Genomic DNA, 25,492 nt, shown 5'->3' with positions numbered 1-25,492 from the left:
ACCGTCCCCCTTATCCGAATCATGATGGCGACCCGCAGTTTGAACAGCAGTCTCGGCATCCCGGCGGGCGCATGGCGCTGGGCGGCGCTGGGCTTCGTCTTCCTCGCTCTGGCCTCGGCGGGTCTCGCCGTGATGTCAGCGGACAAGGTCGGCTGGGCCGGCGTCATGCTGCTGGCGGCGATCGGCGCGGTGGCGAGCCTGTTCCTCTTCGCGGTATGGCCCAAGGACAAGGTCAGCGCGGCCGATGCGCGGCGGATCGCCGAAGCGGCGGCGCGCGCGAACATCGCCTGGGCGATCACCGGCGCCGATGGCGTGGTCGCCGATTGCAACGACGTCTATCGCCGCATGGCAGGCGCCAAGGCGGGTGAGGCCGCACCGCCGCCCGAGCTGGCGCTGGCGGGCGAGCCTTCCGCAGCCGTGCTCTATCGCCTGACGCGCGGCGCGGCCGAAGGGGTGCCGCGCGAAGAGAGTTTCGCGGTCGGCCCCGGAATCGAGCTGGTCGCGGCGGTCCGGCCGCTGTCGAACGGACAGACCGCGTGGTGGTTCACGCCGCGGCTTTCGACGCCCATGCCGTCCGCCGTCACGGCGCCGCCGGCCGCCGCCGCGCCCCTGGCGGCCGCGCCGCTCCCGGTCGCGGTGGCGCCCGCCGGCATCGCCGATATCTTCCGCGACGCACCCGTCGGCGTCGCCTTTGCGGGCGGCGACGGCAAGCTCATCGACGCCAATCCCGCCTTCGCGAAATTCTTCGGCGTCGCCGGCGGCTTGGCCGGCCGGCTGCTGGGCGAGCTGGTCGAGGGGGCCGACCGCGGCCGCATCGGCGAGCTGGTGACGCAGGCGGCGCAGGGCACGCACAACGTCGCGAGCGCCGAGCTGCGCGCCGCCGGGATCGACGAGCGCACCGCCGAGCTGTTCGCCAGCCCGATCAGCGGCGGCCGTGCGATCCTCTATCTCGTCGACGTCTCGGAGCAGAAGGCGCTGGAGACAAAATTCGCCCAGAGCCAGAAGATGCAGGCGGTCGGCCAGCTCGCGGGCGGCGTGGCGCACGACTTCAACAACCTGCTCACCGTCATCATCGGCAATTCCGAATTCCTCCTGATGCGCCACCAGGCGGGCGATCCGTCGTTCAAGGAGATCAACGAGATCCACCAGAACGCGCTGCGCGCCGCGACGCTGGTGGGGCAGCTCCTGGCCTTCTCGCGCAAGCAGACCATGCAGCCCCGCGTCCTGGCGGTGCGCGACGTGGTCGGCGAACTGGCGCTGATGCTGCGACGCCTGCTGCGCGAGGGCGTCGAACTCAAGCTCGAGCATGGCACCGACGTCTGGCCGATCCATGCCGACGAGGCGCAGCTTTCCAACGCGATCATCAATCTCGTGGTCAATGCACGCGACGCCATGCCCAAGGGCGGCACGGTGACGATCCGCACCGCCAACGAGACCGTCACGACCGCGGCGGCGCTGGGCACCGCGACCATGCCGGCCGGCGATTATGTGCGGATCGACGTCGCCGATACCGGCACCGGCATCGCGCGCGAGCATCTGGGCAAGATCTTCGATCCCTTCTTCACCACCAAGCCGGTGGGCCAGGGCACCGGGCTGGGCCTCGCCACGGTGTACGGCATCGTCAAGCAGACCGGCGGCTTCATCATGGTCGACAGCGAGATCGGCAGGGGCACGACCTTCCGAATCTACCTGCCGCGCCACCGCATCGACGCCAACGCGCCGGCCCCCGAGCCGGAACGCGCCGGGCCGCGCGACGTGACGGGCCAGGACACCATCCTGCTGGTCGAGGACGAAGAGGCGGTGCGCAGCTTCGCGGCGCGCGCCCTCAAGATGCGCGGCTACAGCGTGCTGGAAGCGGCCGGCGGCGAAGAGGCGCTCGAGATCGTCAAGCGCGCCACGTCGCCGATCCACCTCCTGATCACCGATGTGGTGATGCCCAACATGGACGGCCCGACGCTGGTGCGAGCGGTCAAGCGGATCAAGCCCGAGATGGCGGTGATCTTCATGTCGGGCTACGCCGAGGAAGCCTTCCGGCGCAACGACGAGAAGGCCGAGGACCTGCACTTCCTGCCCAAGCCGTTCGGGCTCAAGCAACTCGCAGCCAAGGTGAAGGAAGTCCTCGCCGGCATGCCGGCATCGAAGACCGGCCACTGACCAGTTGTGTTTCGTGACCACATTCCTATATTGCCCGCGGAGTAGGCCGGTTATTTGAGCGGGGAATGAAGATCGCTGTCGTTGGGAACGCACCGCTGGTCGGCGATTGCGGCCCGCAAATAGATGGCTCGGACATTGTCGTCCGGTTCAACCCATGCCCGAATTACGCCGTGAACACGGGGACGAAGACGACCGCGCTGGCAGTGTCGAACGCCGGGAAACCCGGGCGCCGCATGGGCGGCGACGTCGCGCTGTTCGGCTTCACGCATCGGGGAAATTCCTGGCATTCCTGGGACGCGGAGCGGCGCTATGTCGACGAGAAGATCCGGCAGGGACTTCTCAGGCGCGGCGAAGCCGTGACCGCCAATATCGGAGATTGATTTGCAGACCTATGTCATAAACCTGGCCCGCAGGCCGGACCGCATGTCCGCCATGACGGCGCAGCTCGAAGCCCTGCAGATACCGTACACGCGGATCGACGCCGTCGACGCCAAGGACGAACACATCCCCGACATCGAAACCCGGATCGCGCGGACCGGACCGCTCGGCCCGATCGCCCGTGGCGATGCCTGTTGCAGCCTCTCCCATATCCTGTGCTGGGAGTTGTTCGTGGCCAACTCGACGGAGCGCTATGCCCTGATCCTCGAAGACGACGTCACGCTGCGCCGCGACTGCCTGAAGCTGTTCGCCGAGCTGGCGCGCCTGCCCGAAGAGGTCGACCTGCTGAAGCTCGAATGCTATGGCGGCGCGTCGCGGCAAATCCTCGTGGGCAAGGAGACGCGGATCCTGCCGGAATTCCGCGTGGCGCCGCTGCATTCGCGGCATACCGGATCGGGCGCCTATCTGATCTCCAGAACGCTGGCGGCGCGGCTGCTCGAGGACAAGCGGCTGTGGCCCTTCACCATCGACCACATGCTGTTCAATCCCGACATTTCGCCGATGACCGCCGTCGCGCGGCCCTACCAGCTGATCCCGGCCATCGCGCGGCAAATCGAGCTGAAGACCGATTCGGATATCGAGGAGTGGCGCATTCCGTTCCGTGCCTTGAGCTGGTTCTATATCCGGCGGGAATTGCGGCGGACATGGACGGGCCTGGCATTGTTGCCCAAGCAGATCCTGGACGTCGTTTCCGGCAAGTCCCGCGTCATCCAGGTCGGATTGGCGCCGGAGTAGAGTTGCCGGAGTCGCGGGCCTTGGCTGGAAGCGGCTGCGAATATCCTTAGGCTGCTCTCCGAATTGTGCCGGAGCATGCGTGCAGATTCCCGTCATCGACATCGCGCCATTCGCTTCGGGCGACCGGCAGGCCGCGCAGGAGGTCGCACAGGCCTGGAACGACGCGTTTTCGACCGTCGGCTTCGCGGCCGTTGCGGGGCACGGCATCGCGCCGGAGCTGCTTGACGGAATCTATGCCCAGGCGATGCGCTTCTTCGAACGCCCGGCCGCGGAAAAGAACAGGTTCGACTTTCCCGACCGGGGACGCGGCCAGGGGTACCTGCCGATGGGCCGCGAGACGGTGGGCGCGGGCCGCGATCCGGCAGCACAGCCCGATCTTTGCGAATCCCTGACCTTCGCCAATCCGCGCTTCGATACCGCGGCACCGGACGGCGCATGGGACGCCCGGCTCTATGCGCCGAATCTCTGGCCCGACGACATGCCGGGCTTCCGCGAAACGGTGGAGGCCTATATCGCGGCCGGCCGCGCCTTGGCGCTCGAGCTGATGCGATTGAGCGCGGCAGCCCTTGGCCTGGCCGACGCGCATTTCACGCCGTTCTTCGACCGGATGGAGCTGAACCTGCGTTGCGTGCTCTATCCCGACCAGCCCGAGCCGCCGCCGCAAGGGGCGCTGCGCTATGCGCCGCATACCGATTTCTCCGGCTTCACGATCCTGCGCCAGGATGCGGCGCCGGGCGGGCTGCAGGTGAAGACGGAGGATGGCTGGATCGACGTGCCGTCCGTGCCGGGCACGCTGGTGATCAACGCGGGCGATCTGATCCGGCGCTGGACCAATGACCGCTGGCGGTCGAACCTCCATCGCGTCGTCAATCCGCCGCGCGATCGGACGATGGGGACGCGGCGGCTCTCCGTCGTGCTGTTCACCGGGCCCAATTCGGACGCCGAGATCACCTGCCTGCCCGGTTGCGGTGTGGCCGGATATCCGCCGATCCTGGCCGGGCTCCATTCGGAGGAAAGGATGCGCCAGACCTATGGGCAGATGCCTTAGCCTTGCCGCGATCGCGTTCGCCGCGCTTGCCGCTGCGTCTCGGGCCACGCCGCCGCATGAGGCGCAGGTCGCGGCCCTCGTCGCGCGCTATGCGGCGACACCGCCGCAATTGCGCGTGCTGCTGCAGCCCATGCCCAAGGGCGGCGACCTGCACAATCATCTCGACGGCTCGGTCTATGCCGAGGATTATCTGCGCTGGGCGAGCGCGGACGGCGACTGCGTCGATCCCGGGACGCGCGCGATCGCGCCGCCGCCCTGCGCGTCCGGCCAGGTGGCCGCGAAGGATCTCGTCAGCCGCGATCCGAAATTCTATCAGGAGACCATCGACGCCCTGTCGATGCGCAATTTCGTGCCGGGGACCGGCACGGGCGAGACCAACGGCCACGACCACACCTTTGCGACCTTCCGCCGCTTCGGGGCGGTCGCCGCAGCGCATCTGGCGGACATGCTGTGGGCCACGCGTTACCAGGCGGCGCTGGACCATGTGCTCTACATCGAACAGATCGCCGATCCGTCGCAGGCGTTTTCGCCCCTGCTTCTGGATGCCGATCACAATTTCGGCGCGCGCGAGGACGCGTTCGCGCAGGATCTCGGCGCCCTGTCGGCGGTCGTTCCCGCCCTTGTCGCAGGAGCCAGGAAAGAGTTCGACGCGGCCGGCGACCGGGACCGGTCGTCATGCGATGCCATCGTGTCGACGCCGGAAACCGGCAGGACGTGTCAGGTGCGCGTGCGCTATCTTTTTTTCGTCCTGCGGACCCTGCCGCCGCAGCAGGTCTTCGCGCAGATGGCGCTGGGCTTCGCGCTCTGCGCCGCCGATCCGCGGTTCGTCGGCGTCAACCTGGTGGCGCCGGAGGACGATCCGGTGGCGCTGCGCGATTTCGACCTGCAGATGCGGATGTTCCGGTTCTTCCACCAGCGCTATCCGCAGGTGAAGCTGTCCTTGCATGCGGGCGAGCTGGCGCTCGGACTCGTGCCGCCGGCGGCGCTCGGCTTCCACATCCGCGACACGGTCGAGATCGCCGGCGCCAGCCGCATCGGACATGGCTATGAGCTGCCCTATGAGCACGACGCTTCCGCGCTGCTGAAGGAGATGGCGGCGAAGAAGATCGCGGTCGAGATCAACCTCACCAGCAACGCGATCACCCCAGGCGTCGTGGGCAAGGACCATCCGCTGGCGCTGTATCGCGCGGCGCATGTGCCGGTGACGCTGTCGGCCGACGATGAGGGCGTGTTCCGCATCGACCTCACCAACGAATATGTCCGCGCCGTGACCGAGCAGCATCTGGGGTATCGCGACCTCAAGCAGATCGCCCGCAACGGCCTCGAATACAGCTTCCTGCCGGGCGCGAGCCTGTGGCGGGACGGCAGCTATCGCCGCACCGTCCCGGCCTGCGCCCGCGACCGGCCGCAGGCGATGGCGGTCTCGGCGGCCTGCGCCGCCCTCCTGCGGGGAAGCGAGAAGGCGGCGCTGCAATGGCGGTTCGAGCGGGAGATCGCCGCGTATGAAGACGCGGTGCTGGCGGGGCCGCTCGCGCGACCGTGATCGCGGGCGCCGTCGCCTGACGCGATTGTGCCTCCGCCCCGGAACGGCGCGGCGCTAGACTGCCGCGAACGCCCTGGGGAATTTTGCGATGAACAGACATCTTCTTGCCGCGGCGGCGCTGGCCGTCCTGCTCGGCGGCGCGGCGCTTGCGGCCGAGGTGCCCGACTATGTCGCCGCCGCGGTGGCCGACACGGCGCGCCCGAAGGACGATCGCGCCTCCGACGCGCTGCGCGATCCGGCCGCGACGCTCGCCTTCGCGGGCGTGAAGCCCGGCATGGTGATCGGCGAGCTGTTTCCAGGCGGCGGCTATTTCAGCCGCATGCTGAGCGACGTCGTGGGGCCCGGAGGCAAGGTCTATGCGCTCGAGACCACGCGTTGGAAGGGCTCGGTCGAGGCCGACCAGAAGATGGCGGCGGAGCCCGGACGCGGCAATATCGTCGTGAGCGGGACCGCGTTCGGCGCGTTCGACCTGCCGGAGAAGATCGACCTGTTCTGGATCACCCAGAACTATCACGACCTGCACATCGCCAAATATGGCAGCGTCGACCTGGCGGCGTTCAACCGGCACGTCTTCGAGTCGCTGAAGCCGGGCGGGACCTATTTCATCCTCGACCACGAGGCCAATCCCGGCACGACCGCGGACCAGATCGCCGTCCTGCACCGCATCGAGAAGGCGCAGGTGATCCGCGAGGTCACCGCGGCCGGCTTCAAGCTGGTCGCGGAAGGCGGTTTCCTGCGGCGCGCCGGCGACGACCACAGCAAGCCGATCTTCGACGAGAGCATCCGCGGCAAGACCGATCAGTATGCGCTGAAATTCGTCCGGCCGCTTTAGGGCCGCCGCCAGGTCTCGGAGCGGCACAGCAGGAAGCGGCAGCCCTCGACCTCCAGCGTGCCCTGCGACGTGAGCGTGAGGGTCGAATCGTTTGACAGATCGCCGGTCTGGGGATCGTAGACCGTTCCGCCGCGCCACGCCGCAGGACCGCCGCGATAGCCGTCGAGGATGCGCAAATCCTTCACCGGGCGCGTGCGCTTGGCCGGATCGGGATTGTTGACGTCGGCCTGGGCCGGATTGGCGCGGAGCTGGTCGCCGTCCGCGATGCGCGCGCACACCGCATCGCCGCAGGGCTCGACGATCACCCGGCCATGGTTCTTCGGGGTGAGCCAGAGGCCCAATATGCCGGCCGCGTGCGCCGAAGCGGTGATGCAGGCCAGGGCGAGCAGCGCGACAGGGGTCCGATTGCGCATCAGCCTTGGGCGTAGCTCGGCTGCAGCTCGCGGTCCGCCGCGGCGGTGAGGGCGCGGTCGTCGACGTGCCAGGGATGGAAGCCCGGCCGGTAATAGGTCGCATAGCGCCCCATGACCCGGCGCAGCATGCCCGGCCGGACGAAGGCGAAGTGCAGCCAGCGGAGCCAGGTGCGCCCGCCGCGGATGCCGTCCTGCGCGAACAGATCGCCCAGGCCGAAGGCCAGGAAGCGGAAGAACAGGATCGTGGCCGCCAGCATCCCATAGCTGCGCAGCGCCCAGCGCCGCCAGGCCGAAAGATCGTCGGTGACGAAGAGGAAGGTGTCGTAGGCGACGGCCTTGTGCTCGATCTCCTCGATCGCGTGCCAGCGCCACAAACGCCTGGCCTCCGGCGGCGCCTGCGCCAGGTGGCGCGGATCGGCGAGGAGCTCATGGGCGAGGATCGCCGTGAAGTGCTCCAGCGCCGCGGTCGCGGCGAGCTGCTCGACGGGCTTGCGGCTGCGCGCCCAGCCCAGCACGCCGCGCAGATGGGCTTCGATGCGCGCCAGATCGTAGCCGCCGGCCTCGATCTGCCGGTTGAAGACGATGTGCTCACGGGTGTGCAGGGCTTCCTGGGTCAGGAAGCCGGCGATCTGCGCCTGCAGCGCGGCCGGCGCGCGGTCGCGATAGTGGCGGACGCTGTCCATGAAGAACCGCTCGCCCTGCGGAAAGGACGCCGACAGCACGTCGTAGAAGATGCTGGCGACGGGGTCCCGGCCCATCCACCAGCGGGCGCCGCCGGCGGTGCGCCCGATGGACAGGTCGCGGGGGCGGATGGTCAGGTCGGGCGGGGTTTGCATTTTCGAAGCCAAGGTATGAACCTCTCCGTATGGACACTCCTGTAATTTGAACTGACACTAATGTCAATAAAGCCTGTTGCAAAATCCCGGGCCAAGCCGGCGGTGCGCCGGCGCCGTTCGGCCGACGAGGCGAAGAGCGAGGCCATCGCCTCGGCGCGCCGGCTGCTGCTGGAGGACGGACCCAATGCCGTGACGCTGAAGGCGGTGGCGGCGGATCTTGGCACCAGCCACACCAACCTGCTGCACCATTTCGGATCGGCGGCGGAGCTGCAATCGGCCTTGATGAGCGCGATGGTGCGCGACCTCGCCGTGGCGCTGGAAAAGGCCGTGGAGCATCTGCGCTCCGATATCGGGGCGCCGCGCGAGCTGATCGACATGGTGTTCGATGCGTTCGAGAAAGGCGGCGCAGGCCCGCTGGCGGCCTGGATCATGCTGTCCGGCAATGCGGATCATCTCGCCAGCGTCGGCGAGGCCGTCACCGAACTGGTGAAGGCGATCGAAGAGAAATTCGCGCATGAGGCGGGCGATCCGCACCAGGGCGTGACCTCCGCCGTCCTCTTCCTGGCGCTGATCGCGTTCGGCGATTCGATGATCGGCGCGCCGCTCAAGGACATGCTGGAGCGCGAGCGCGCCGCCGCGCGCAAGATCGCAGCCTTCCTGCTGCCGAAGTTCTTTCTCTAGCCTTTCCGCGTCGTGCCGATCCTGCTGTTGCGGCCGGAACACGCCGTCGCGCTTTTCCGCCGGAATAACTGACACTTATGTCAATCTATATTGACAGCATTGTTAGTATCTGGAACCGTCATCGACAATGACAAGGCGGCCCGAGCGCCGACCAGGAAGCAAACGGCTGCCGATCCAGCCGCAGGGGAGGTTTCATTCATGCGTTTTTTCTCACGCCATAAATCCGTGTTGTGTGCCGGCGCCTGCGCCGCCGCGATGGTCGCGGCCTTTCCGGCAATCGCCGCCGATGCCGGCGGCGGCGTCGAGACCGTCGTGGTCACGAGCCAGAAGGTCCAGGGCGACGTCCAGACCCTTCCGATCGCGGTCACGGCGCTGTCGCAGACCCAGTTGACCACCCAGCAGATCGCCGGCGGCCCCGATCTCGTGAAGTCGGTTCCGAACCTGACTTTCTCCAAGACGAATTTCACCGGTTACAACATCGAGATCCGCGGCATCGGCACGCAGGCGGTATCGGCGACGACCGATCCGGCGGTGGCGATCGGGATGAACGACATCGCCTTCATCCGCAATCATTTCTTCGAACAGGAATTCTTCGACCTCGACCAGGCCCAGGTACTGCGCGGACCGCAAGGCACGCTCTATGGCCGCAACGCCACGGCCGGCGTGGTCAACCTGATCACCGCCAAGCCGACCGACCAGTTTCAGGCGATGGCCTCAGTCGATGTCAGCAATTATTCCGGCCGCCGCCTGGAAGGGATGCTCAACATCCCCATCATCGGCGACAAGCTCGATCTCCGCGTGGCGGGGGAATGGACCGTGCGCGACGGCTATACGTTCGACCAGACGACGGACAAGGCCGTCGACGGGCGCGATCTGTGGTCCGGCCGCGCCTCCCTGCTCTTCCATCCGATCGAGGATCTGACCGCGACCCTGGTCTGGGAGCATTTCTCCGAAGACGACGACCGCATGCGTTCCGCCAAGCAGCTTTGCGAGAAGGATCCGGGCCCGGATTCCGTCGGCGGCGTCGACCTGGACGATCCCGGCCTGTCGGGATTCTACAAGAACGCACTGAGCCAGGGCTGCAAGCCGACCTCGCTGTATTCGGCGAGCGCCTATGAGACGCCCAACGGATTCGCGATTCCGTTCGTCGAAGGGGGCGCGTTCATGTTCAACGGATCGGGACTGGGCGGCGGCGGCGCGGGCGGCTTTGTCCTCAACCCCATCGATCCCTATGCCAGCCAGACGCAGCCGCGGAATCTGCGCGTCATCCAGTCCGCGATCGAGCCGAACTATCGCGCCAAGTCCGACGTTCTCGAACTGAACGCCGACTACAACATCACGCCCACCCTGACGCTGACCTCGCAGACCGGCTACGACAACGACCAGCTCCGCTCGACGGAGGATTACAACCGGTTCAACACGGCGCCGGGACTGTTCGCGACGGCCGGGGCGAGCCAGTATGTGGTGACCACCCCGGTCGTCAACGGCGTCTATTGCGATCCGCAGCTCGGCTGTTCGAGCAGCATGGTCGCCGAGGACCTGTCGCAGGAACGCTCCTCGCAGTTCACGCAGGAGCTGCGTCTCACATCGAGCTTCGATGGACCGCTCAATTTCAGCGTCGGCGCCAACTACACCCATTATCAGACGCTCGACGACTACTACACCTTCTTCAATCTGCTCTCGCTCGAAGCTCAACTTAGCAATGGGTCCGGTCCCAAGGATTACGGAAACTGCTATGCGCTAGGCACCATAGCGCCGACGCCGTACCCCATATCGCCAACACCCTACTACGTCGATTTCGGGAACGGGCCGGTCGCCACGCAAGGCTCACTCGGCTGCATTCCGGGATATAGTCCCGGCACGTATATCGATCCCAATCCGATCTCCAGTCTCAACGGCAATGGCCACAACTACTTTCGCAGCGAGAACCCCTACCACCTCAACTCCTGGGCCGGCTTCGGCGAGGTGTATTATCAGATCCTGCCCGATCTGAAGCTCACGGGCGGATTGCGCTGGACCGAAGACCAGAAGAAGTTCTGGGACATCCCGAGCTGGACCTTCCTGCAAGGCGGCGGCTATCCGGTCGCGGGAATCGTCAAGCAGAGCTGGGGGGAAGTGACCGGTCGCTTCAATGCGAGCTGGTCGCCCAAGCTCGATTTCACCGACGCGTCGATGTTCTATGCCTCCTATTCGCGTGGTTACAAGGGCGGCGGCGCCAATCCGCCCGGTCCCGAGCCGGCTTTCCTCGGGCTGGGAAGTTTCGTCACGCATCCCGCAACCTTCGCGCCGGAATTCGTCGATGCTTTCGAGCTCGGCACCAAGAACACGCTGCTCGACGGCAGCCTGACGCTGGACGCCGATGTCTTCTACTATGCCTACAAGGGCTATCAGATCTCGCAGATCGTGGATCGGACCTCGGTCAACCTGAACTTCGACGCCAAGGTCAAGGGCGCCGAGCTCGAAGCGACATGGCAGCCGCTCCCCGGGCTGTCGTTCAACCTCACGGGCGGATATGAGGACAGCTCGATCGACAAGGGCCAATCCGCGGTCGATCTGATGGATCGTACGGCCGGCCAGCCGGGCTGGGTGGTCGTCAAACCCTATGTCTCCGGCACATCGAATTGCATTCTGCCGGCGAGTGTCGTGGCGACGCTGGTGAACACGTACACCAGCGGGCCGGGCGTCAGTACGCTCTTCGCTCCGCTGGCTACGGCGTGCAATGCCGCTTACGGCGGAGTGGGTTCCACAGGCATTTCACAGCCGCTCGACGATTTCAGCGAATACGGCGTCACCGGCTTCGATCCGGCCAGCGTGCCCAATGGCGGTGCCGGCTTCTCGAAGAACCTGGGGGGCAACAAGCTGCCCAACATGCCGCCCTTCACCCTGTCGCTCGGCGCGCAATACACGATGCCGCTGAACGAGACCTGGACGGCGACGTTGCGCGGCGACGGCTATTGGCAGGGCAATTCCTTCGCCCGCGTGTTCAACGACCGGCCCTATGACCAGATCCACGGCTACACCAATGTGAACCTGTCGGTGACCCTCGCCGATCCGGATGGCTGGCAGGCGATGTTCTACGTCAAGAACCTGTTCGACACGACGGCGATCACCGGCGCCTTCCTCAACTCCGACGATTCGGCGCTGACCACCAATGTGTTCCTGACCGATCCGCGGCTGTTCGGGGTGCGCATCAACAAGTCCTTCTGATCCCTGCCCAGGGGACACTGCGACTGGCGGCGGAGGCGACTCCGCCGCCTTTTTTTTGCGCCATCGGCCGCGGGCTTGCCGCGGCCGCAGCCTTTTTGCGCGCTGGGGCGTTTTGTCGGAGCGATCCTCCGGAGCCTTCCATGCGCGAACCCGACAGCTCGAACACGGCGCAGCAGGATTCGGACAAGGCCAAGCGGGCGCCGGTCAAGCGCGATCCCCTGGGCAACAGCACGACGGATATCCCGGACGGCGCCGTCCATGGCGGGGAGGACACCAAGCCTGGCCAGATGGACGGCGACGAGGACCTCTCGCCCAGTGCGCCCCAGGCGGAGGTCCGCAAACTGCCGCTCACCCCGCCCGACTGATACCGCTCTCCGATTCGCTTCGGGACGCTTTCGACACGCGGCGTGGCAACAGCGGAACATGGCACGAACAAGATGTTGTATTTCGCTGTGAAATCCTCGCTTTAGCCAGCGTCTTGCAAACGAGAACAAAGCGTGTACTTTTGCTGCCTCGGATCGGCGGCTTGGGTTTTCCGTGCCGCTCTGGAATAAGGAGGCGGTTCTCATGGCACAGGCGGCATTGCGGGTTGTGGGCAAGGAAGACAATTCGGATCGCAAGCGGGCGCTCGACGCGGCGCTGAGCCAGATCGACCGGGCCTTCGGCAAGGGCTCGGTGATGAAGATGGGGGCGCGCGATCTGGGCGTCGCCACCGATGCGGTCTCGACCGGCTCGCTCGGCCTCGACATCGCGCTCGGCATCGGCGGGCTGCCGCGCGGCCGGGTGATCGAGGTCTATGGCCCGGAAAGCTCGGGCAAGACGACCCTGGCGCTGCATGTCGTGGCGGAGATCCAGAAGAAGGGCGGCATCGCGGCCTATATCGACGCCGAACATGCGATGGACCCGGGCTATGCCAAGAAGCTGGGCGTCGACATCGACGAGATGCTGATCTCCCAGCCCGACACGGGCGAGCAGGCGCTGGAGATCACCGACACGCTGGTGCGCTCGGGCGGCGTCGACATCGTGGTGATCGACTCGGTCGCGGCCCTGACGCCCAAGGCGGAGCTGGAGGGCGAGATGGGCGATTCGCTGCCCGGCCTGCAGGCGCGGCTGATGAGCCAGGCGCTGCGCAAGCTGACGGCGTCGATCTCCAAATCCAACACCATCGTGCTGTTCATCAACCAGATCCGCATGAAGATCGGCGTGATGTTCGGCAATCCGGAGACCACGACGGGCGGCAATGCGCTGAAATTCTATTCCTCGGTGCGTCTCGACATCCGCCGCATCGGCGCGATCAAGGACCATGACGAGGTGATCGGCAACCAGACCCGCGTGAAAGTGGTCAAGAACAAGGTCGCGCCGCCCTTCAAGCAGGTCGAGTTCGACATCATGTACGGCCAGGGCATCTCCAAGACCGGCGAGCTGCTGGACCTCGGCGTCAAGGCCGGGGTGGTGGAGAAGTCGGGCTCCTGGTTCTCCCATGACGGCAACCGGATCGGCCAGGGTCGCGAGCAGGCCAAGACCTTCCTGAAGGCCAATCCCGCCGTGGCGGACACGATCGAGGCCGCGATCCGCGGCAGTGCCGGCCTCCTGGCCCAGAACCTGGCGCTCGGCGGCGAAGGCAAGGATGACGAGGACGACGAGGGCTGATCCCCTCGAAAAGACAGCGTTCGTTCCTTTACTGGCATGAAGGAACGACTCCGGCGAAGGGGCGCTCCCGGCAACGGGCGCGCCCCTTCGTTTTGCCGGGCCGGGCGGAAAAGGCCGGCGGGCCGCTATTCCGCACGCCGGGGATGACAGAAAATGTCGCGAACGCTACATAAATCCCCATGACCAGTCTCGCAGACGTCCGCAGCTCCTTCACCGATTTCTTCCGGGACCGCCAGCACGCGGTGGTGCCGTCCTCGCCGCTCGTGCCGCGCAACGACCCCACCTTGATGTTCACCAATGCCGGCATGGTGCAGTTCAAGAACGTCTTCACCGGCGCGGAGAAGCGGCCCTACAAGCGCGCCACCTCGGTGCAGAAATGCGTCCGCGCCGGCGGCAAGCACAACGACCTCGACAATGTCGGCTACACGGCGCGGCACCACACCTTCTTCGAGATGCTGGGGAATTTCTCGTTCGGCGACTATTTCAAGGAAGACGCCATCGCCTATGCCTGGGATTACATCTCGCAAACCATCGGCCTGCCCAAGGACCGGCTCTGGGTGACGGTCTACCCGACCGACGAGGTGGCGCGCGGGCTGTGGAAGAAGATCGCCGGCATCCCCGACGACCGGATCGTCGGCCATGAGAGCAATCTGTGGGCGATGGGGCCTCTAGGGCCCTGCGGCTATTGCTCGGAGATCTTCTACGACCAGGGCGACGGCGTCGCGGGCGGGCCGCCCGGCAGCACCGACGAGGACGGCGACCGCTTCCTGGAATTCTGGAACCTCGTCTTCATGCAGTTCGAGCAGGTGGACGCGACCACCCGCATCGAGTTGCCGCGCCCCTCGATCGACACCGGCATGGGGCTGGAGCGCATCACCGCGATCCTGCAGGGCGTCACCAACAATTACGACGTCGACCTGTTCCGCCACCTGATCGAGGCCTCGGTCGAATATTCCGGTGCGAAGAATGCCGGCGAGGCGGTGTTCAGCCACCGGGTGATCGCCGACCATCTGCGCGCGACCTCCTTCCTGATCGCCGACGGCGTGCTGCCGTCGAACGAGGGCCGCGGCTATGTATTGCGCCGGATCATGCGCCGCGCGATGCGCCACGCCCATCTGATCGGGTCGAAGGATCCGCTGATGTACCGGCTGGTGCCGGCGCTGGTGGCCGAGATGGGCTCGGCCTATTCCGAACTCAAACAGGCCGAGACCACGATCCGGGACACGCTGAAGCTCGAGGAGATCCGCTTCCGCGATACGCTGGCGCGCGGCCTCAAGCTGCTCGACGAGGCGAGCGGCGGCCTCAAATCCGGCGACCGGCTGGCCGGCGAGACCGCCTTCAAGCTCTACGACACCTATGGCTTCCCGCTCGACCTCACCCAGGATGCGCTGAAGGCCAAGGGCATCGCGGTCGACACGGACGGGTTCGACGCGGCGATGGCGCGCCAGAAGGCGGAGGCGCGCAAGGCCTGGGCCGGCTCGGGCGAGTCGGCGACCGACACGCAATGGTTCGCGATCAAGGACGAGCTCGGCTCGACCGAATTCCTCGGCTACGACACGGAAAGCGCGGAAGGCAATATCGTCGCGCTGCTCAAGGACGGCGCGCGCGTGCCCTCGGCCAAGGCGGGCGAGACGGTGCTGCTGCTCACCAACCAGACGCCGTTCTATGGCGAATCCGGCGGCCAGGTCGGCGACGCGGGATCGCTCGCCGCGGCGAAGGGCGAGGGCATCGTCACGGACACCGAGAAGAAGCTCGGCAGCCTGCATGTGCATGTCGTGACCGTGACGAGTGGCGTGCTCGCGGTCGGCGACACGGTCGACCTGAAGGTCGACGGCGAGCGCCGGCGCGCGACCCGCGCCAACCACTCGGCGACGCATCTGCTGCATGCCGCGCTCAAGCGCGTGCTGGGGCCGCATGTGCAGCAGAAGGGTTCGCTGGTCGCGCCCGAGCGGCTGCGCTTCGACTTCAGCCATCCCAAGCCGGTCAGCCATGACGAGCTCGAGCGCATCGAACAGCTGGTCAATGACGTGATCCGGCAGAACTCCGACGTGACCACGCGCCTGATGGCGACGGAGGCGGCGATCGAGGCCGGCGCGGAGGCGCTGTTCGGCGAGAAGTACGGCGACGAAGTGCGCGTGCTGAGCATGGGCAGCGACCTGGACGCGGACAAGACTTATTCGGTCGAGCTGTGCGGCGGCACCCATGTCCACCGGCTGGGCGATATCGGCCTCTTCACGATCCTCGCCGAGAGCGCGGTCGCCGCGGGCGTGCGCCGCATCGAGGCGCTGACCTCCGAGGGCGCGCGCAAATATCTCTCCGGCCAGGCCGAGCTCGCGCGCGAGGCCGCCGCCACGCTCAAGACCAGTGCGGCCGACCTGCCGGCCCGCGTCGCGGCCTTGTCGGATGAGCGCCGCAAGCTGGAGCGCGAACTGACCGAGGCGCGCAAGCAGCTCGCGCTCGGAAAGGTCGCACCGGCGTCGGCCCCCGCCCGGGCGGCGGCCGATCCGAGCGGCAGCCCGGCGCTGGATGCCCGGATCGTCGAAGGCGTCGCGGCGAAGGATCTGAAATCGCTGGTCGACGGCGCCAAGGCGCAGCTCGGCTCGGGCATCGTCGCTTTTGTGGCGGTGGCGGATGGGCGGGCCTCGCTGGTGGTCGGCGTGACCGACGACCTGACGGCCCGGATCAGCGCCGTGGATCTCGTCAAGCTCGGCGCCGAGGCGCTGGGCGGCAAGGGCGGCGGCGGCCGGCCGGACATGGCGCAGGCCGGCGGACCGGACAGCGGCAAGGCGGAAGCGGCGCTTGAGGCGATCCGGGGCCGCGTAAAAGCGCTGCCGCCCGCGGCGTGACATCCCGCCCCGGCGAGAGCTTGCGCCGGCGTGCCTATCTCGCGCTGGAAGGCGGCCGGGCCGGCGGTCCGGCCGGCGCGATCGTCGAAGTGACGCTGATCGCATTGATCGTGCTCAACGCCGCGGCCTACACGCTGCAAAGCGTGCCGCAGATCGCGCACGACTATGCCGGCGCGCTGGCGATCTTCGAGCTGATCTCCATCGTGGTCTTCGCCGCCGAATATGTCCTGCGACTTTGGACGGCACCCGAGGACCCGGCGGCGGGCGAGCGCGGGCCGGTCCTGGGACGGCTCTATTTCGCCACGCGGGCGCTGATGGTCGTCGACTTCATCGCGGTGGTTCCGGCCTTCGTGGCGCTGTTCGTGCCGTTCCTCGACTTGCGCGTGCTGCGCCTCGTGCGGCTGTTGCGGCTGCTCAAGATCGCGCGCTATTCGCCCGCCCTGTCGGCGCTGTCGCGCGCCCTGGTCGACGAGCGCCGGGCGCTCTATGGCAGCCTGCTGATGTTCCTTTGCGCCATGCTGCTCTTCGCCGCCGCGATGCACGCCGTCGAAGGCGCCGCCCAGCCCAAGGCGTTCGGCACGATACCGGACGCGATGTGGTGGGCGGTCACGACCCTGACCACGGTCGGCTATGGCGATGTGGTGCCGCAGACCGCGCTCGGCCGCCTGCTGGCCGGCGTGGCGATGATCGTCGGCCTGGGCCTGGCGGCGCTGCCCGTCGGCATCATCGCGACCAGCTTCGCCAGCTCCATCCACCGCCGCGACTTCGTGGTGACCTTCGGGATGCTGGCCCGCGTCCCGCTGTTCCGCGGCTTCGACGCCCACACCGTCTCCGACATCATGAACCTGCTGCGCGCCTATACGGTGAGCGCCGGCGATGTCATCTCGGTGCCGGGCGAGCGGGCCGCCGCGATGTACTTCGTGGTCGCGGGCGAGGTCGAGGCGCAATTGCCGCATGCGCGGCTGCGGTTTCGGGCCGGCGACTTCTTCGGCGAACTGGCGCTGCTCGAACATCCCATGCGCGACGCGAGCATCGTGGCCGTGACCGGCACGCGCCTGCTCGAATTGTCGGCGACGGACTTCGAAGCATTGCTGCGCCGCCGGCCGGATCTCAAGCAGACGCTCGAAAGCTTCGTCCTCCGTCCGGCCGGGGAAGACGGCCTGACGGAAGAGGAAGTGGCCGAAGCGCATGACGTGCGGCCGGCGGACTGAGCCGCACTACGGCGTGAAGAACACCGCGATCTTGTTGCCGGTCGGATCGCGCAGATAGGCGCCATACCAGCCTTGCCTGTCCGGCGGACGATAGCCGGGCCGACCTTCGCATGTGCCGCCGTTCGCCAGGCCGGCAGCGTGCGCGGCGTCGACCGCAACCTCCGAATGCGCCTTGAAGGCGATCATCATGCCATTGCCGTGACAGGCCGGCTCGCTGTTGTAGGGCGGACAGATATAGACGCAGTGCGCGTCGCTGCTTTGCGGGCCGTAGCCGATCCAGCCGCCATCGGCGAATTTGCGTTCGTTGCCGCAAGCCTCCATGACCGCGTCATAGAATTTTCCCGACGCCTCACTGTCCCTGGCGCCGATGGTCACATAGCCGATCATGGTCCCCTCCCCATTGGCGCGAAACCATACCAAAACCGCCGGAACGGATAAAGAACCGAGGCCCGCAGCCCGGCCAGGAAGCGGCCTAAAGCGTATCCAACGCCGGCACCGGGCGGCCGGACAGAAACGCGGCGAGGTACATCTTCCCCGCAATATGGATCGTCTGCCGTGTGCCAGGCGCCAATCGCCCCTCGCGCCGGGCGCGGCGGAAATCCGCCAGCGACGGCGCTGCCAGATCGGTGTCCGGCGCCTCTCGCGGCAGCGTCGCGGACGCACTGAGCAGAACGCCCGCATAGTAGAGGCGGGTGAGCGAACGCAGCAGCGCAAGGCGGGTGTACACGGCCTCGTCAGGCGCGCGGCCGAGCCAGGCTTTCAGAAATACCGCTTCCAATTCCGGCGTTGGGGCGAAGTTGTCGAGCAGGATCGCGACATCGGCGAAAGGATCGTTGCGATAGGCCGACTCCCAATCGATCAACCAGAGCCGCTCGCCGTCGAACAGGATGTTGCGCGGATTGGGATCGTTGTGGCTGGAGACCAGTTTTGCCGGATCCCAGGGATGGGCCTCGCTGAGCCGCGCGAGGTGCTCCATGTGGCTGTCGAGCAGACCGGCGGCGAACAGTCCCGTCCGATCCACATGCGCCAGCAGGCGGCGAACGAGGTCGGGATAGTCGATGAAGGCCGGGAAGGCCGGCGTGGCCTGCAGCCGGGCCAGCAACACGCCCAGCGCCTGGGCCAACGCACCCGGGCCGCCCGGATAGGCCGACAAGGGCTGCTGCACAATGAAATCGGTTATCGCGATGCCGGCTGCCGCGTCGACGTGGAAGAGCTTGGGCGCGAGGCCGGCCTCCGCCGCCAGGCGCATCGAGACATATTGGTGCGGATTGCGCAGCGGACTGGGCGGACCCTCGACCCGCAGCAGCAGCAGCCGCTTGCCGGACTCGACGCGAAAGATCAGCGCGCCCGACGCGCCGCCGGAAAGGGGCGTGACGACAGCGACCGGTGCGGCGCCCAAGACCCCGGCGAGCGCCGCGTCCACGATCGCGCGACGGGCCGCAGGAACGGCATCCAAAATTTTCGCGTCCATGCCGCCGCTCCACACATGCCCGATGCGGCGCCGTTCTTATTCGGAAATGACGGGCATTTGAAATGTGGAGACGGGCCGCCCCGCCCTCACATGGGCGTCGCGGCGCCGTCGGCATCGCCCGCGATCGGCAAGGTGAAGAAGAACACCGTGCCGGCCGGAGCGTTCCTGTCCGCCGAGAGCTTCCCCCCATGCTCTTCCAATATCTGCCGGCAGATCGGAAGACCGAGGCCGAGGCCGCCGGTCCTGCCGGCTTCGTAGGGATGGAGGAGCCGGGCAGCCGCTTCGGGCGGCAGGCCAACTCCCGTATCGGCAAGATCGACGCGCACCCCGCCCGTGTCTGCGCGGGCCGAGACGACGATGCGCCGCTCCGCACAGCCGCGCACCGCCTCCGCGGCATTGGCGATCAGATTGACGAGCACCTGCTGGATCTGGACGCGGTCGATCCGCACGTCGGGCAAGATCGCGTCGACATGTATTTCGACCGTGGCACCGGCATCGCGGATCGCACCTTGCGAGAGGCGCACCGCGTCCGCCACGACCACCGCGAAGCCCTCGCGGCGCAACGCCGACCGGCCGCTCTCCATGTAGCGCCGGAGGCTCTTGACGACGTCGCCGGCACGGTCGATCTGCGCGCTGAGCTTTTCGGCGATCTCCGAAACCTTGTCGCCGGCGTCGGGCTCAGAGAGGTAGCGCTTGAGTGCGGCAAGGTAGTTCCGTGCCGCGGCGAGCGGTTGCGCGACCTCATGGGCGAGCGCCGACGCCATCGTCGCGACCGTGCTCAGACGCGACATCCGGAGCAGGCCCGCGCGCAGCCTGTCGATGCTTGCCAGTTCCTCGTTGGCTGCCCGCAACCGCGCGATGGTGGCTTCCTGATCGCGGGCGAGGCGCGCGACCGGCGACAGGCTTTCGGGATCTTGGACCGCGCGGGTGATGTCGCGGATCCGGTGAAGAATCCAGCGCACCGCACCGCCCTCGTCGAGGATCGGCGAATGCATGACGCTCCAATAGCGTTCGAGAAAGCCGCTCTCTTCAGGCCAGATCGGATCGAAACGCCGGGTCGCCATCGCGTCGGGCCGCTGCAGCCTGAGGGTCCGCTCCAGCGATGCGGTCAGCTTTTCGATGGCGTCGGTGCCGGGACGTTCGGGCAGATCGGCGAACATCTCGAAGATTCGGCGACCGAGGACCTCGTCGCGCCGGACGCGGGCGAGGTGGCAATAGGCATCGGTGATCGCCAGCACGCGGAAGTCGATGTCGAGAACCATGAACAGACCCGGCGCCTGCTCGAACAGCACCCGGTAGTCGACGGCGTGTGCGGCATCGGACGGCATCGCAAACCGATCTTCAGTCAATCCACAACCGGATTGTCTTCCGCGCGCGGCAGGTCGGCGATACGTAAGAGCCCTGATGCCGCTTTCACGCAGCATGAAACGGCAGAATCGGACTCTTCGATTCCAGGACGCGGCAATTCAACCGGCGGCAAGAATTTTCCGCGTCGATTCAACCGCAGGATGCACTCCGTGCCGGAGCGTCAGGCCATCGCCGCTTTGAGATTCTCGTCGACCTTGTCGAGGAAGCCTTCGGTGGTGAGCCACTTCTGGTCCGGACCGACGAGCAGCGCGAGGTCCTTGGTCATGAAGCCCTGCTCCACCGTGTCGACGCAGACCTTCTCCAGCGTGTGCGCGAATTTGTCGAGCGCCGGATTGCTGTCGAGCTTGGCGCGGTGGCTGAGGCCGCGGGTCCAGGCGAAGATCGAGGCGATGGAGTTGGTCGAGGTCGACTTGCCCTTCTGATGCTCGCGGTAATGGCGCGTGACCGTGCCGTGTGCGGCTTCCGCTTCCACCGTCTTGCCGTCGGGCGAGAGCAGCACCGAGGTCATCAGGCCGAGCGAGCCGAACCCTTGCGCCACGGTGTCGGACTGCACGTCGCCGTCGTAGTTCTTGCAGGCCCAGACATAGCCGCCGCTCCACTTGAGCGCGGAGGCCACCATGTCGTCGATCAGGCGGTGCTCGTAAGTGATGCCGAGCTCCTTGAACTTGGCGGCGAACTCGGTCTCGTAGACCTCCTGGAAGATATCCTTGAAGCGGCCGTCATAGGCCTTGAGGATGGTGTTCTTGGTCGACAGGTAGACCGGATAGTTGCGCGCGATACCGTAGTTCAGCGAGGCGCGCGCGAAGTCGCGGATCGAATCGTCGAGATTGTACATCGCCATCGCGACGCCGGCGCCCGGCGCGTCGAACACCTCGTGTTCGATCACCTGCCCGTCCTCGCCGACAAATTTGATCGTCAGCTTGCCCTTGCCGGGGAAGCGGAAATCGGTGGCGCGATACTGGTCGCCGAAGGCGTGGCGACCGACCACGATGGGCTGGGTCCAGCCCGGCACCAGGCGCGGCACATTCTTGCAGATGATCGGCTCGCGGAAGATCACGCCGCCCAGGATGTTGCGGATCGTGCCGTTGGGCGACTTCCACATCTTCTTGAGCTTGAACTCCTCGACCCGCGCCTCATCCGGCGTGATGGTGGCGCATTTGACGCCGACGCCGTGCCTGGCGATGGCGTGCGCCGCGTCGACCGTGACCTGGTCGTTGGTGGCGTCGCGATGCTCGATCCCCAGGTCGTAATATTCCAGCTTCACGTCGAGATAGGGGAGGATCAGCTTCTTCTTGATGAGGTCCCAGATGATGCGGGTCATCTCGTCGCCGTCGAGCTCGACGACAGGGTTGGCGACTTTGATCTTGTCCATGGGGGCCTCGAAAGTGCTGCTGGCGCGGGGTATAGCGACGGGACAATGACAGGTCAAAGCGGCATCCAGGCTCTCCTTCACCTCCCCGGCACGGGGAGGTCGGAACGCGCAGCGTTCCGGGTGGGGCAATCCCCCATCGGCACGTCCCCACCCGACGCGCTATGCGCGTCGACCTCCCCGTGCCGGGGAGGTGAAAAGTGATGGCCCCCGCCATCATCCTCAGCCATCCCCAACTGGGCGAGAACATCGGCGCGGCCGTGCGGGCGATGAAGAATTTCGGGCTGTCGGACCTGCGGCTGATCCAGCCGCGCGACGGCTGGCCCAACGAGAAGGCGCGGCATATGGCGGCGGGGGCGTCGGACCTGCTCGACGCCGTGCGCCTGTTCGACGACGCCCAAAGCGCCCTGGCCGACCTGCAGCTGGTCTTCGCCACCACGGCACGCGAGCGCGGCGTCGCCAAGCCGGTCGTCACGCCACCGGAGGCCGCGGCGCAGTTGCACGTCGCGGTTGCGGCCGGCACGCGCTGCGGCATCCTGTTCGGCGGCGAGCGCGCCGGGCTCGACAATGACGAAGTGTCGCTGGCGACGGCCATCGTCACGATCCCCACGGCGAAGTTCTCCTCCCTCAACCTCGCGCAGTCGGTGATGATCCTGTGCTGGGAATGGTTCCGCGCCGCCGACCAGACGCCGGCTGTGCGGATCGACCATGGGCCGATCGCCAAGACGGCGACGCGCGAGGAGATGTTCCATCTCTTCGAGCATCTGGAGCGCGAGCTGCTGCGCTCGGGCTTTCTCTATCCGCCCAGCAAGGAGACGCCGATGATCCGCCATATGCGGGCACTGCTGAACCGGGCCGACCTGACAGACCAGGAGGTGCGCACGATCCGCGGCATGATCGTGGCCCTGGCGAAGGGCAAGTTCAGACGGCCGCCGCCGGAGTAGATCGGTTGCGAACGGCGGAGTGTGGTCGGCGGCATTCCCCCACCCGAAATTTGCTTCGCAAATTTCGACCTCGCCGCAAGGGGGAGGTCAAGTTTCGTCCGATATGCTAACGCCTGGGTTCATGACCACCCTCGCCTATCTCCTTTTCGTCCTGATCGCGCTGGCCGCGGCCGGCTTTGCCGCCGGGCCGGTGCTCTGGCGGCTGACGGGACGCGGCCGGTTGCTGCTGGGTGCCGCCGTGGCGCTTCTGGTGCTGGGGATCGGCGGCGGGCTTTATCTCTATCTCGGCCAGCCGGCGCTTGCGGTGCGCGCGCTCAAGGGCGCCGACGACCGGAGCCCGAACGCGCTGATCGGCCGGCTGGGAATCGCGGTGCGGACCCACCCGGCCGATCCGCGCGGCTGGGCGTTGCTGGGCCAGGCCTATGCCGCAGCCCACGACTACCAAGACGCCGCCAATGCCTTCGGGCGCTCGATCGATGCGGCAGCGGGGCTGGGACGGCATTACTCCTTCCTCTATTCGGCCTATGGCGAGGCGCTCACCCAGGGCGCGGCCGGGGCGGTGACGCCCGAGGCGGAAGCGGCCTTCGGGCAGGCCATCGCGCTCGATCCCAAGGACGTGCCGGCACGCTATTTCCTGGGCCTTGCCGAGGCGGCACGCGGCAATGCGCCGGCGGGCCTGCGCTATTGGAACAGCCTGCTGGGCGACACGCCGCCCGATTCGCCGCTGCACGCCGAACTGGTGGACCGGATCGCGGCGCTGACCGCGCGGGGCGGAGGCGGCCCGCCGGATGTCGCGGCGATGGTCGCCGGCCTCGCGGCGCGGCTGAAGGCCGAGCCCGACGATCCCGCGGGCTGGCAGCGGCTCATCCGCGCCTATGCCGTGCTGGGCGACAAGGACAAGGCGCTCGCCGCATTGGCGGATGCGCGCAAGGCAGCGGCCGGGCGCAGCGATCAACTCGCCGCGCTCGCCGCCGAAGCAAAGCAATTGGGACTTTAGTTGTTGGCGTGCTTGGCGCGAAGCTTGGCCCAGTCGTCGTCGCTCTCTTCCACCACGATGGTGATGTAGCAATAGTTCATCACATAGCGGAACAGGCGCGACCGGACCTTGCCCTTGAGCGGCACGTTGCGCATGCCCGGATCGTCGCCCGGGATGTCCACGAAATCGCCGACATTGGGGATCAGCGCGAATTGGTCGTGATCGACCTCGACATCCACCGGCTGGGTGTTGTCCACCGGCGTGGCGCCGCCCTTGGGCAGGTAGCGATAGTCGATTCCGTATTTCACCTGGCCGTCTCCATGCGTGTGCTGAACCGCATACTTACCGGGCGCGACGGCAAGTCAAGACACCGCCACAAACGAAAACGGCGGCCTTCCGGCCGCCGTCGAAAATCCGAATTCTGCAGCGTTCAGCCCGAAATCCGGCCCTGCCAGACCGGCCAGCAATTGGTTTTGCCGGCGCGCTTTTCCTGAGTGTAGAGCTTGATCTGCGCGTCCGCCGCGCTGGCGCCGTTCTGCATCGCCATGAAGTCGCTGCCGCCGGCGCACCAGACATAGAACTGATGCCGCCCGGAGGCGAAGAAATCCGCCTGTTTCGACGATGTCAGGTTCGCCGCCAACGCGACGCCGGCCACCGCCACCACGATGCCGCCAACCGCAGCCCCCAGAACCCGCTTCATCGTCATCTTTGTCGCTACTCCAAGGTCAAAACGCGTTGCGAGCCCTTGGCACGGGCCCCAGTCCTTTCGTCGGGCCGCAGCCCATTCGTTCGTAGTTTCCGCCCCAGGGGCGCGCCGTTCGTCGCGGCTTCGCCTCTCTTCGGAGGACGCTACACAAGGCACCCTGCCTTGTCATGCTTAATGTCAAGAAAACCGGGCTCCGGCCAAAACAGCCGAAACGGCTCAAGTGGTTACCCTTGTGCCCGGGGCGCCCAAATCGCGAAGCAGAGCCTCGATCTTCCGGGCCGCGGCTTCGACATCCTCGGGATCGCGACCGCGCGCGACCAGTTGAACGCCGTTTCCGCCTTCGCGGTAGAACGGATAGCTGCCGATTGCGACGTCTTTATGGTCGCGCTGGATGGCCGCCAGCCCCTCGGCAAGACGGCCTTCGGGAACCTTGGTCTGCACCGTCGCGCTGTGGACGACGGCGCCGCGCGCCAGCCGCGGTTCGATCGCATCCATCATCGCGCGCATGATCATCGGCACGCCGGCCATCACGAACACGTTGCCGATATGGACGCCCGGCGCGGTGGAGACCGTGTTCTGCACGAGCTCCGCACCGATCGGGATATACGCCATGCGCTTGCGCGCGTCGTTGAACTCGCCCGGCTTGTAGCGCGCCGCCATCGCTTCCATCGCCTCGGGATGGAAATGGCAGCCGACCCCGAACGCAGCGGCCACCGCCTCGAAGGTGATGTCGTCATGCGTCGGGCCGATCCCGCCGGTGGTGAAGACATAGGTGTAGCGGGCCCGCAGCGCGTCGAGCGCGGCGACGATCTCGTCCTGCACATCGGGCACCACGCGCGCCTCGCGCAGGTCGATCCCCAGCGCGCCGAGGAAGCGCGCGATATAGGCGGTGTTGGTGTCCTGGGTGCGGCCCGAGAGGATCTCGTCCCCGATCACGAGGACGGCGGCGGTGGGATTTGAACTCATGGGCTCGTTTTTAGCGCATCGGCGGCGCAAAGGGCCATGGCTCGGAACCGATCCGGTTCCGGCAGGGAAAAGTCCAAGAGATTCAACAGCCTCCGCCG

At 66.8% G+C, this 25,492-nt stretch carries 23 protein-coding genes; 14 read left to right on the top strand and 9 right to left on the bottom strand.

Features of this window, described 5'->3' with window-relative positions:
* Nucleotides 1-39: 39 nt before the first annotated feature.
* The 6 genes from WDM91_18085 (at nucleotide 40) to WDM91_18060 (ending at nucleotide 6,750) form a co-directional block, all read left to right on the top strand.
* On the top strand, nucleotides 40-2,154 hold the full coding sequence (locus WDM91_18085) for an ATP-binding protein (protein MEI9996512.1): 2,115 nt from the start codon (nucleotides 40-42) through the stop codon (nucleotides 2,152-2,154).
* A gap of 170 nt (nucleotides 2,155-2,324) precedes the next feature.
* Nucleotides 2,325-2,534, top strand: a complete 210-nt coding sequence (locus WDM91_18080) for a hypothetical protein (GenBank protein ID MEI9996511.1) — start codon at nucleotides 2,325-2,327, stop codon at nucleotides 2,532-2,534.
* A gap of 1 nt (nucleotide 2,535) precedes the next feature.
* On the top strand, nucleotides 2,536-3,327 hold the full coding sequence (locus tag WDM91_18075; protein ID MEI9996510.1) for a glycosyltransferase family 25 protein: 792 nt from the start codon (nucleotides 2,536-2,538) through the stop codon (nucleotides 3,325-3,327).
* Nucleotides 3,328-3,406: 79 nt separating this feature from the next.
* The gene (locus WDM91_18070) at nucleotides 3,407-4,375 is read left to right on the top strand and encodes a 2-oxoglutarate and iron-dependent oxygenase domain-containing protein (protein MEI9996509.1); all 969 of its coding nucleotides are present in this window, start codon (nucleotides 3,407-3,409) and stop codon (nucleotides 4,373-4,375) included.
* Nucleotides 4,359-5,918: a hypothetical protein gene (locus tag WDM91_18065; protein ID MEI9996508.1), complete on the top strand. Its 1,560-nt coding sequence runs from the start codon at nucleotides 4,359-4,361 to the stop codon at nucleotides 5,916-5,918. Before WDM91_18070 ends, WDM91_18065 begins: the two co-directional genes overlap by 17 nt.
* Nucleotides 5,919-6,006: 88 nt before the next feature.
* Complete coding sequence (locus WDM91_18060) at nucleotides 6,007-6,750, top strand: hypothetical protein (protein MEI9996507.1); 744 nt, start codon at nucleotides 6,007-6,009, stop codon at nucleotides 6,748-6,750.
* Here WDM91_18060 and WDM91_18055 read toward each other — a convergent pair.
* Together WDM91_18055 and WDM91_18050 are read right to left on the bottom strand one after the other, a co-directional pair.
* Nucleotides 6,747-7,163, bottom strand: a complete 417-nt coding sequence (locus WDM91_18055; protein MEI9996506.1) for a DUF2147 domain-containing protein — start codon at nucleotides 7,161-7,163, stop codon at nucleotides 6,747-6,749. The two genes, WDM91_18060 and WDM91_18055, sit on opposite strands and share 4 nt — an antisense overlap.
* Complete coding sequence (locus tag WDM91_18050; GenBank protein MEI9996505.1) at nucleotides 7,163-7,999, bottom strand: metal-dependent hydrolase; 837 nt, start codon at nucleotides 7,997-7,999, stop codon at nucleotides 7,163-7,165. The genes WDM91_18055 and WDM91_18050 overlap by 1 nt, the downstream gene beginning before the upstream one ends.
* Nucleotides 8,000-8,101: 102 nt before the next feature.
* Between WDM91_18050 and WDM91_18045 the strand changes: the two genes are divergently transcribed.
* The 6 genes from WDM91_18045 (at nucleotide 8,102) to WDM91_18020 (ending at nucleotide 17,594) form a co-directional block, all read left to right on the top strand.
* Nucleotides 8,102-8,680 (top strand): TetR family transcriptional regulator, encoded by a 579-nt coding sequence (locus WDM91_18045; protein ID MEI9996504.1) that lies wholly within the window; start codon nucleotides 8,102-8,104, stop codon nucleotides 8,678-8,680.
* A gap of 198 nt (nucleotides 8,681-8,878) precedes the next feature.
* On the top strand, nucleotides 8,879-11,887 hold the full coding sequence (locus WDM91_18040; protein ID MEI9996503.1) for a TonB-dependent receptor: 3,009 nt from the start codon (nucleotides 8,879-8,881) through the stop codon (nucleotides 11,885-11,887).
* 140 nt (nucleotides 11,888-12,027) lie between these two features.
* Entirely contained in the window at nucleotides 12,028-12,252 is a 225-nt protein-coding gene (locus WDM91_18035; GenBank protein MEI9996502.1) for a hypothetical protein, read from the top strand.
* Nucleotides 12,253-12,454: 202 nt separating this feature from the next.
* Nucleotides 12,455-13,537 (top strand): recombinase RecA, encoded by a 1,083-nt coding sequence (gene recA, locus WDM91_18030; protein ID MEI9996501.1) that lies wholly within the window; start codon nucleotides 12,455-12,457, stop codon nucleotides 13,535-13,537.
* 179 nt (nucleotides 13,538-13,716) lie between these two features.
* Nucleotides 13,717-16,383, top strand: coding sequence for an alanine--tRNA ligase (gene alaS, locus WDM91_18025; GenBank protein MEI9996500.1), 2,667 nt, complete (start codon nucleotides 13,717-13,719; stop codon nucleotides 16,381-16,383).
* On the top strand, nucleotides 16,380-17,594 hold the full coding sequence (locus WDM91_18020) for a cyclic nucleotide-gated ion channel (GenBank protein ID MEI9996499.1): 1,215 nt from the start codon (nucleotides 16,380-16,382) through the stop codon (nucleotides 17,592-17,594). Before alaS ends, WDM91_18020 begins: the two co-directional genes overlap by 4 nt.
* Before the next feature lie 6 nt (nucleotides 17,595-17,600).
* On the opposite strand, the gene WDM91_18015 is transcribed toward WDM91_18020, so the two are convergent.
* From WDM91_18015 to WDM91_18000, 4 genes are all read right to left on the bottom strand, one after another.
* On the bottom strand, nucleotides 17,601-17,981 hold the full coding sequence (locus WDM91_18015) for a VOC family protein (protein ID MEI9996498.1): 381 nt from the start codon (nucleotides 17,979-17,981) through the stop codon (nucleotides 17,601-17,603).
* Between the two features lie 85 nt (nucleotides 17,982-18,066).
* The gene (locus WDM91_18010) at nucleotides 18,067-19,065 is read right to left on the bottom strand and encodes a phosphotransferase (GenBank protein MEI9996497.1); all 999 of its coding nucleotides are present in this window, start codon (nucleotides 19,063-19,065) and stop codon (nucleotides 18,067-18,069) included.
* Between the two features lie 86 nt (nucleotides 19,066-19,151).
* Entirely contained in the window at nucleotides 19,152-20,393 is a 1,242-nt protein-coding gene (locus WDM91_18005) for an ATP-binding protein (GenBank protein MEI9996496.1), read from the bottom strand.
* A gap of 200 nt (nucleotides 20,394-20,593) precedes the next feature.
* The gene (locus WDM91_18000; protein MEI9996495.1) at nucleotides 20,594-21,805 is read right to left on the bottom strand and encodes an NADP-dependent isocitrate dehydrogenase; all 1,212 of its coding nucleotides are present in this window, start codon (nucleotides 21,803-21,805) and stop codon (nucleotides 20,594-20,596) included.
* A gap of 200 nt (nucleotides 21,806-22,005) precedes the next feature.
* Between WDM91_18000 and WDM91_17995 the strand changes: the two genes are divergently transcribed.
* Both WDM91_17995 and WDM91_17990 read left to right on the top strand, forming a co-directional pair.
* Nucleotides 22,006-22,746, top strand: a complete 741-nt coding sequence (locus WDM91_17995; GenBank protein ID MEI9996494.1) for an RNA methyltransferase — start codon at nucleotides 22,006-22,008, stop codon at nucleotides 22,744-22,746.
* A 121-nt stretch (nucleotides 22,747-22,867) separates the two neighbouring features.
* The gene (locus WDM91_17990; GenBank protein MEI9996493.1) at nucleotides 22,868-23,743 is read left to right on the top strand and encodes a tetratricopeptide repeat protein; all 876 of its coding nucleotides are present in this window, start codon (nucleotides 22,868-22,870) and stop codon (nucleotides 23,741-23,743) included.
* Here the strand turns inward: WDM91_17990 and WDM91_17985 are convergent.
* The 3 genes from WDM91_17985 to WDM91_17975 form a co-directional block, all read right to left on the bottom strand.
* Nucleotides 23,740-24,030: a hypothetical protein gene (locus WDM91_17985; protein MEI9996492.1), complete on the bottom strand. Its 291-nt coding sequence runs from the start codon at nucleotides 24,028-24,030 to the stop codon at nucleotides 23,740-23,742. The two genes, WDM91_17990 and WDM91_17985, sit on opposite strands and share 4 nt — an antisense overlap.
* 122 nt (nucleotides 24,031-24,152) lie before the next feature.
* A complete protein-coding gene (locus WDM91_17980; protein ID MEI9996491.1) occupies nucleotides 24,153-24,422 on the bottom strand; it encodes a hypothetical protein in 270 nt (89 codons plus the stop codon).
* Nucleotides 24,423-24,644: 222 nt separating this feature from the next.
* Nucleotides 24,645-25,394, bottom strand: a complete 750-nt coding sequence (locus WDM91_17975; GenBank protein ID MEI9996490.1) for a competence/damage-inducible protein A — start codon at nucleotides 25,392-25,394, stop codon at nucleotides 24,645-24,647.
* Between the last annotated feature and the right edge of the window lie 98 nt (nucleotides 25,395-25,492).

Origin of the sequence: Rhizomicrobium sp., assembly GCA_037200385.1 — a bacterium.
In the GTDB taxonomy this organism is placed as follows: Bacteria; Pseudomonadota; Alphaproteobacteria; order Micropepsales; family Micropepsaceae; genus Rhizomicrobium.
The sequence above is the reverse complement of the archived record's forward strand: the minus strand, read 5'-3'. Positions and strand labels throughout refer to the sequence as shown.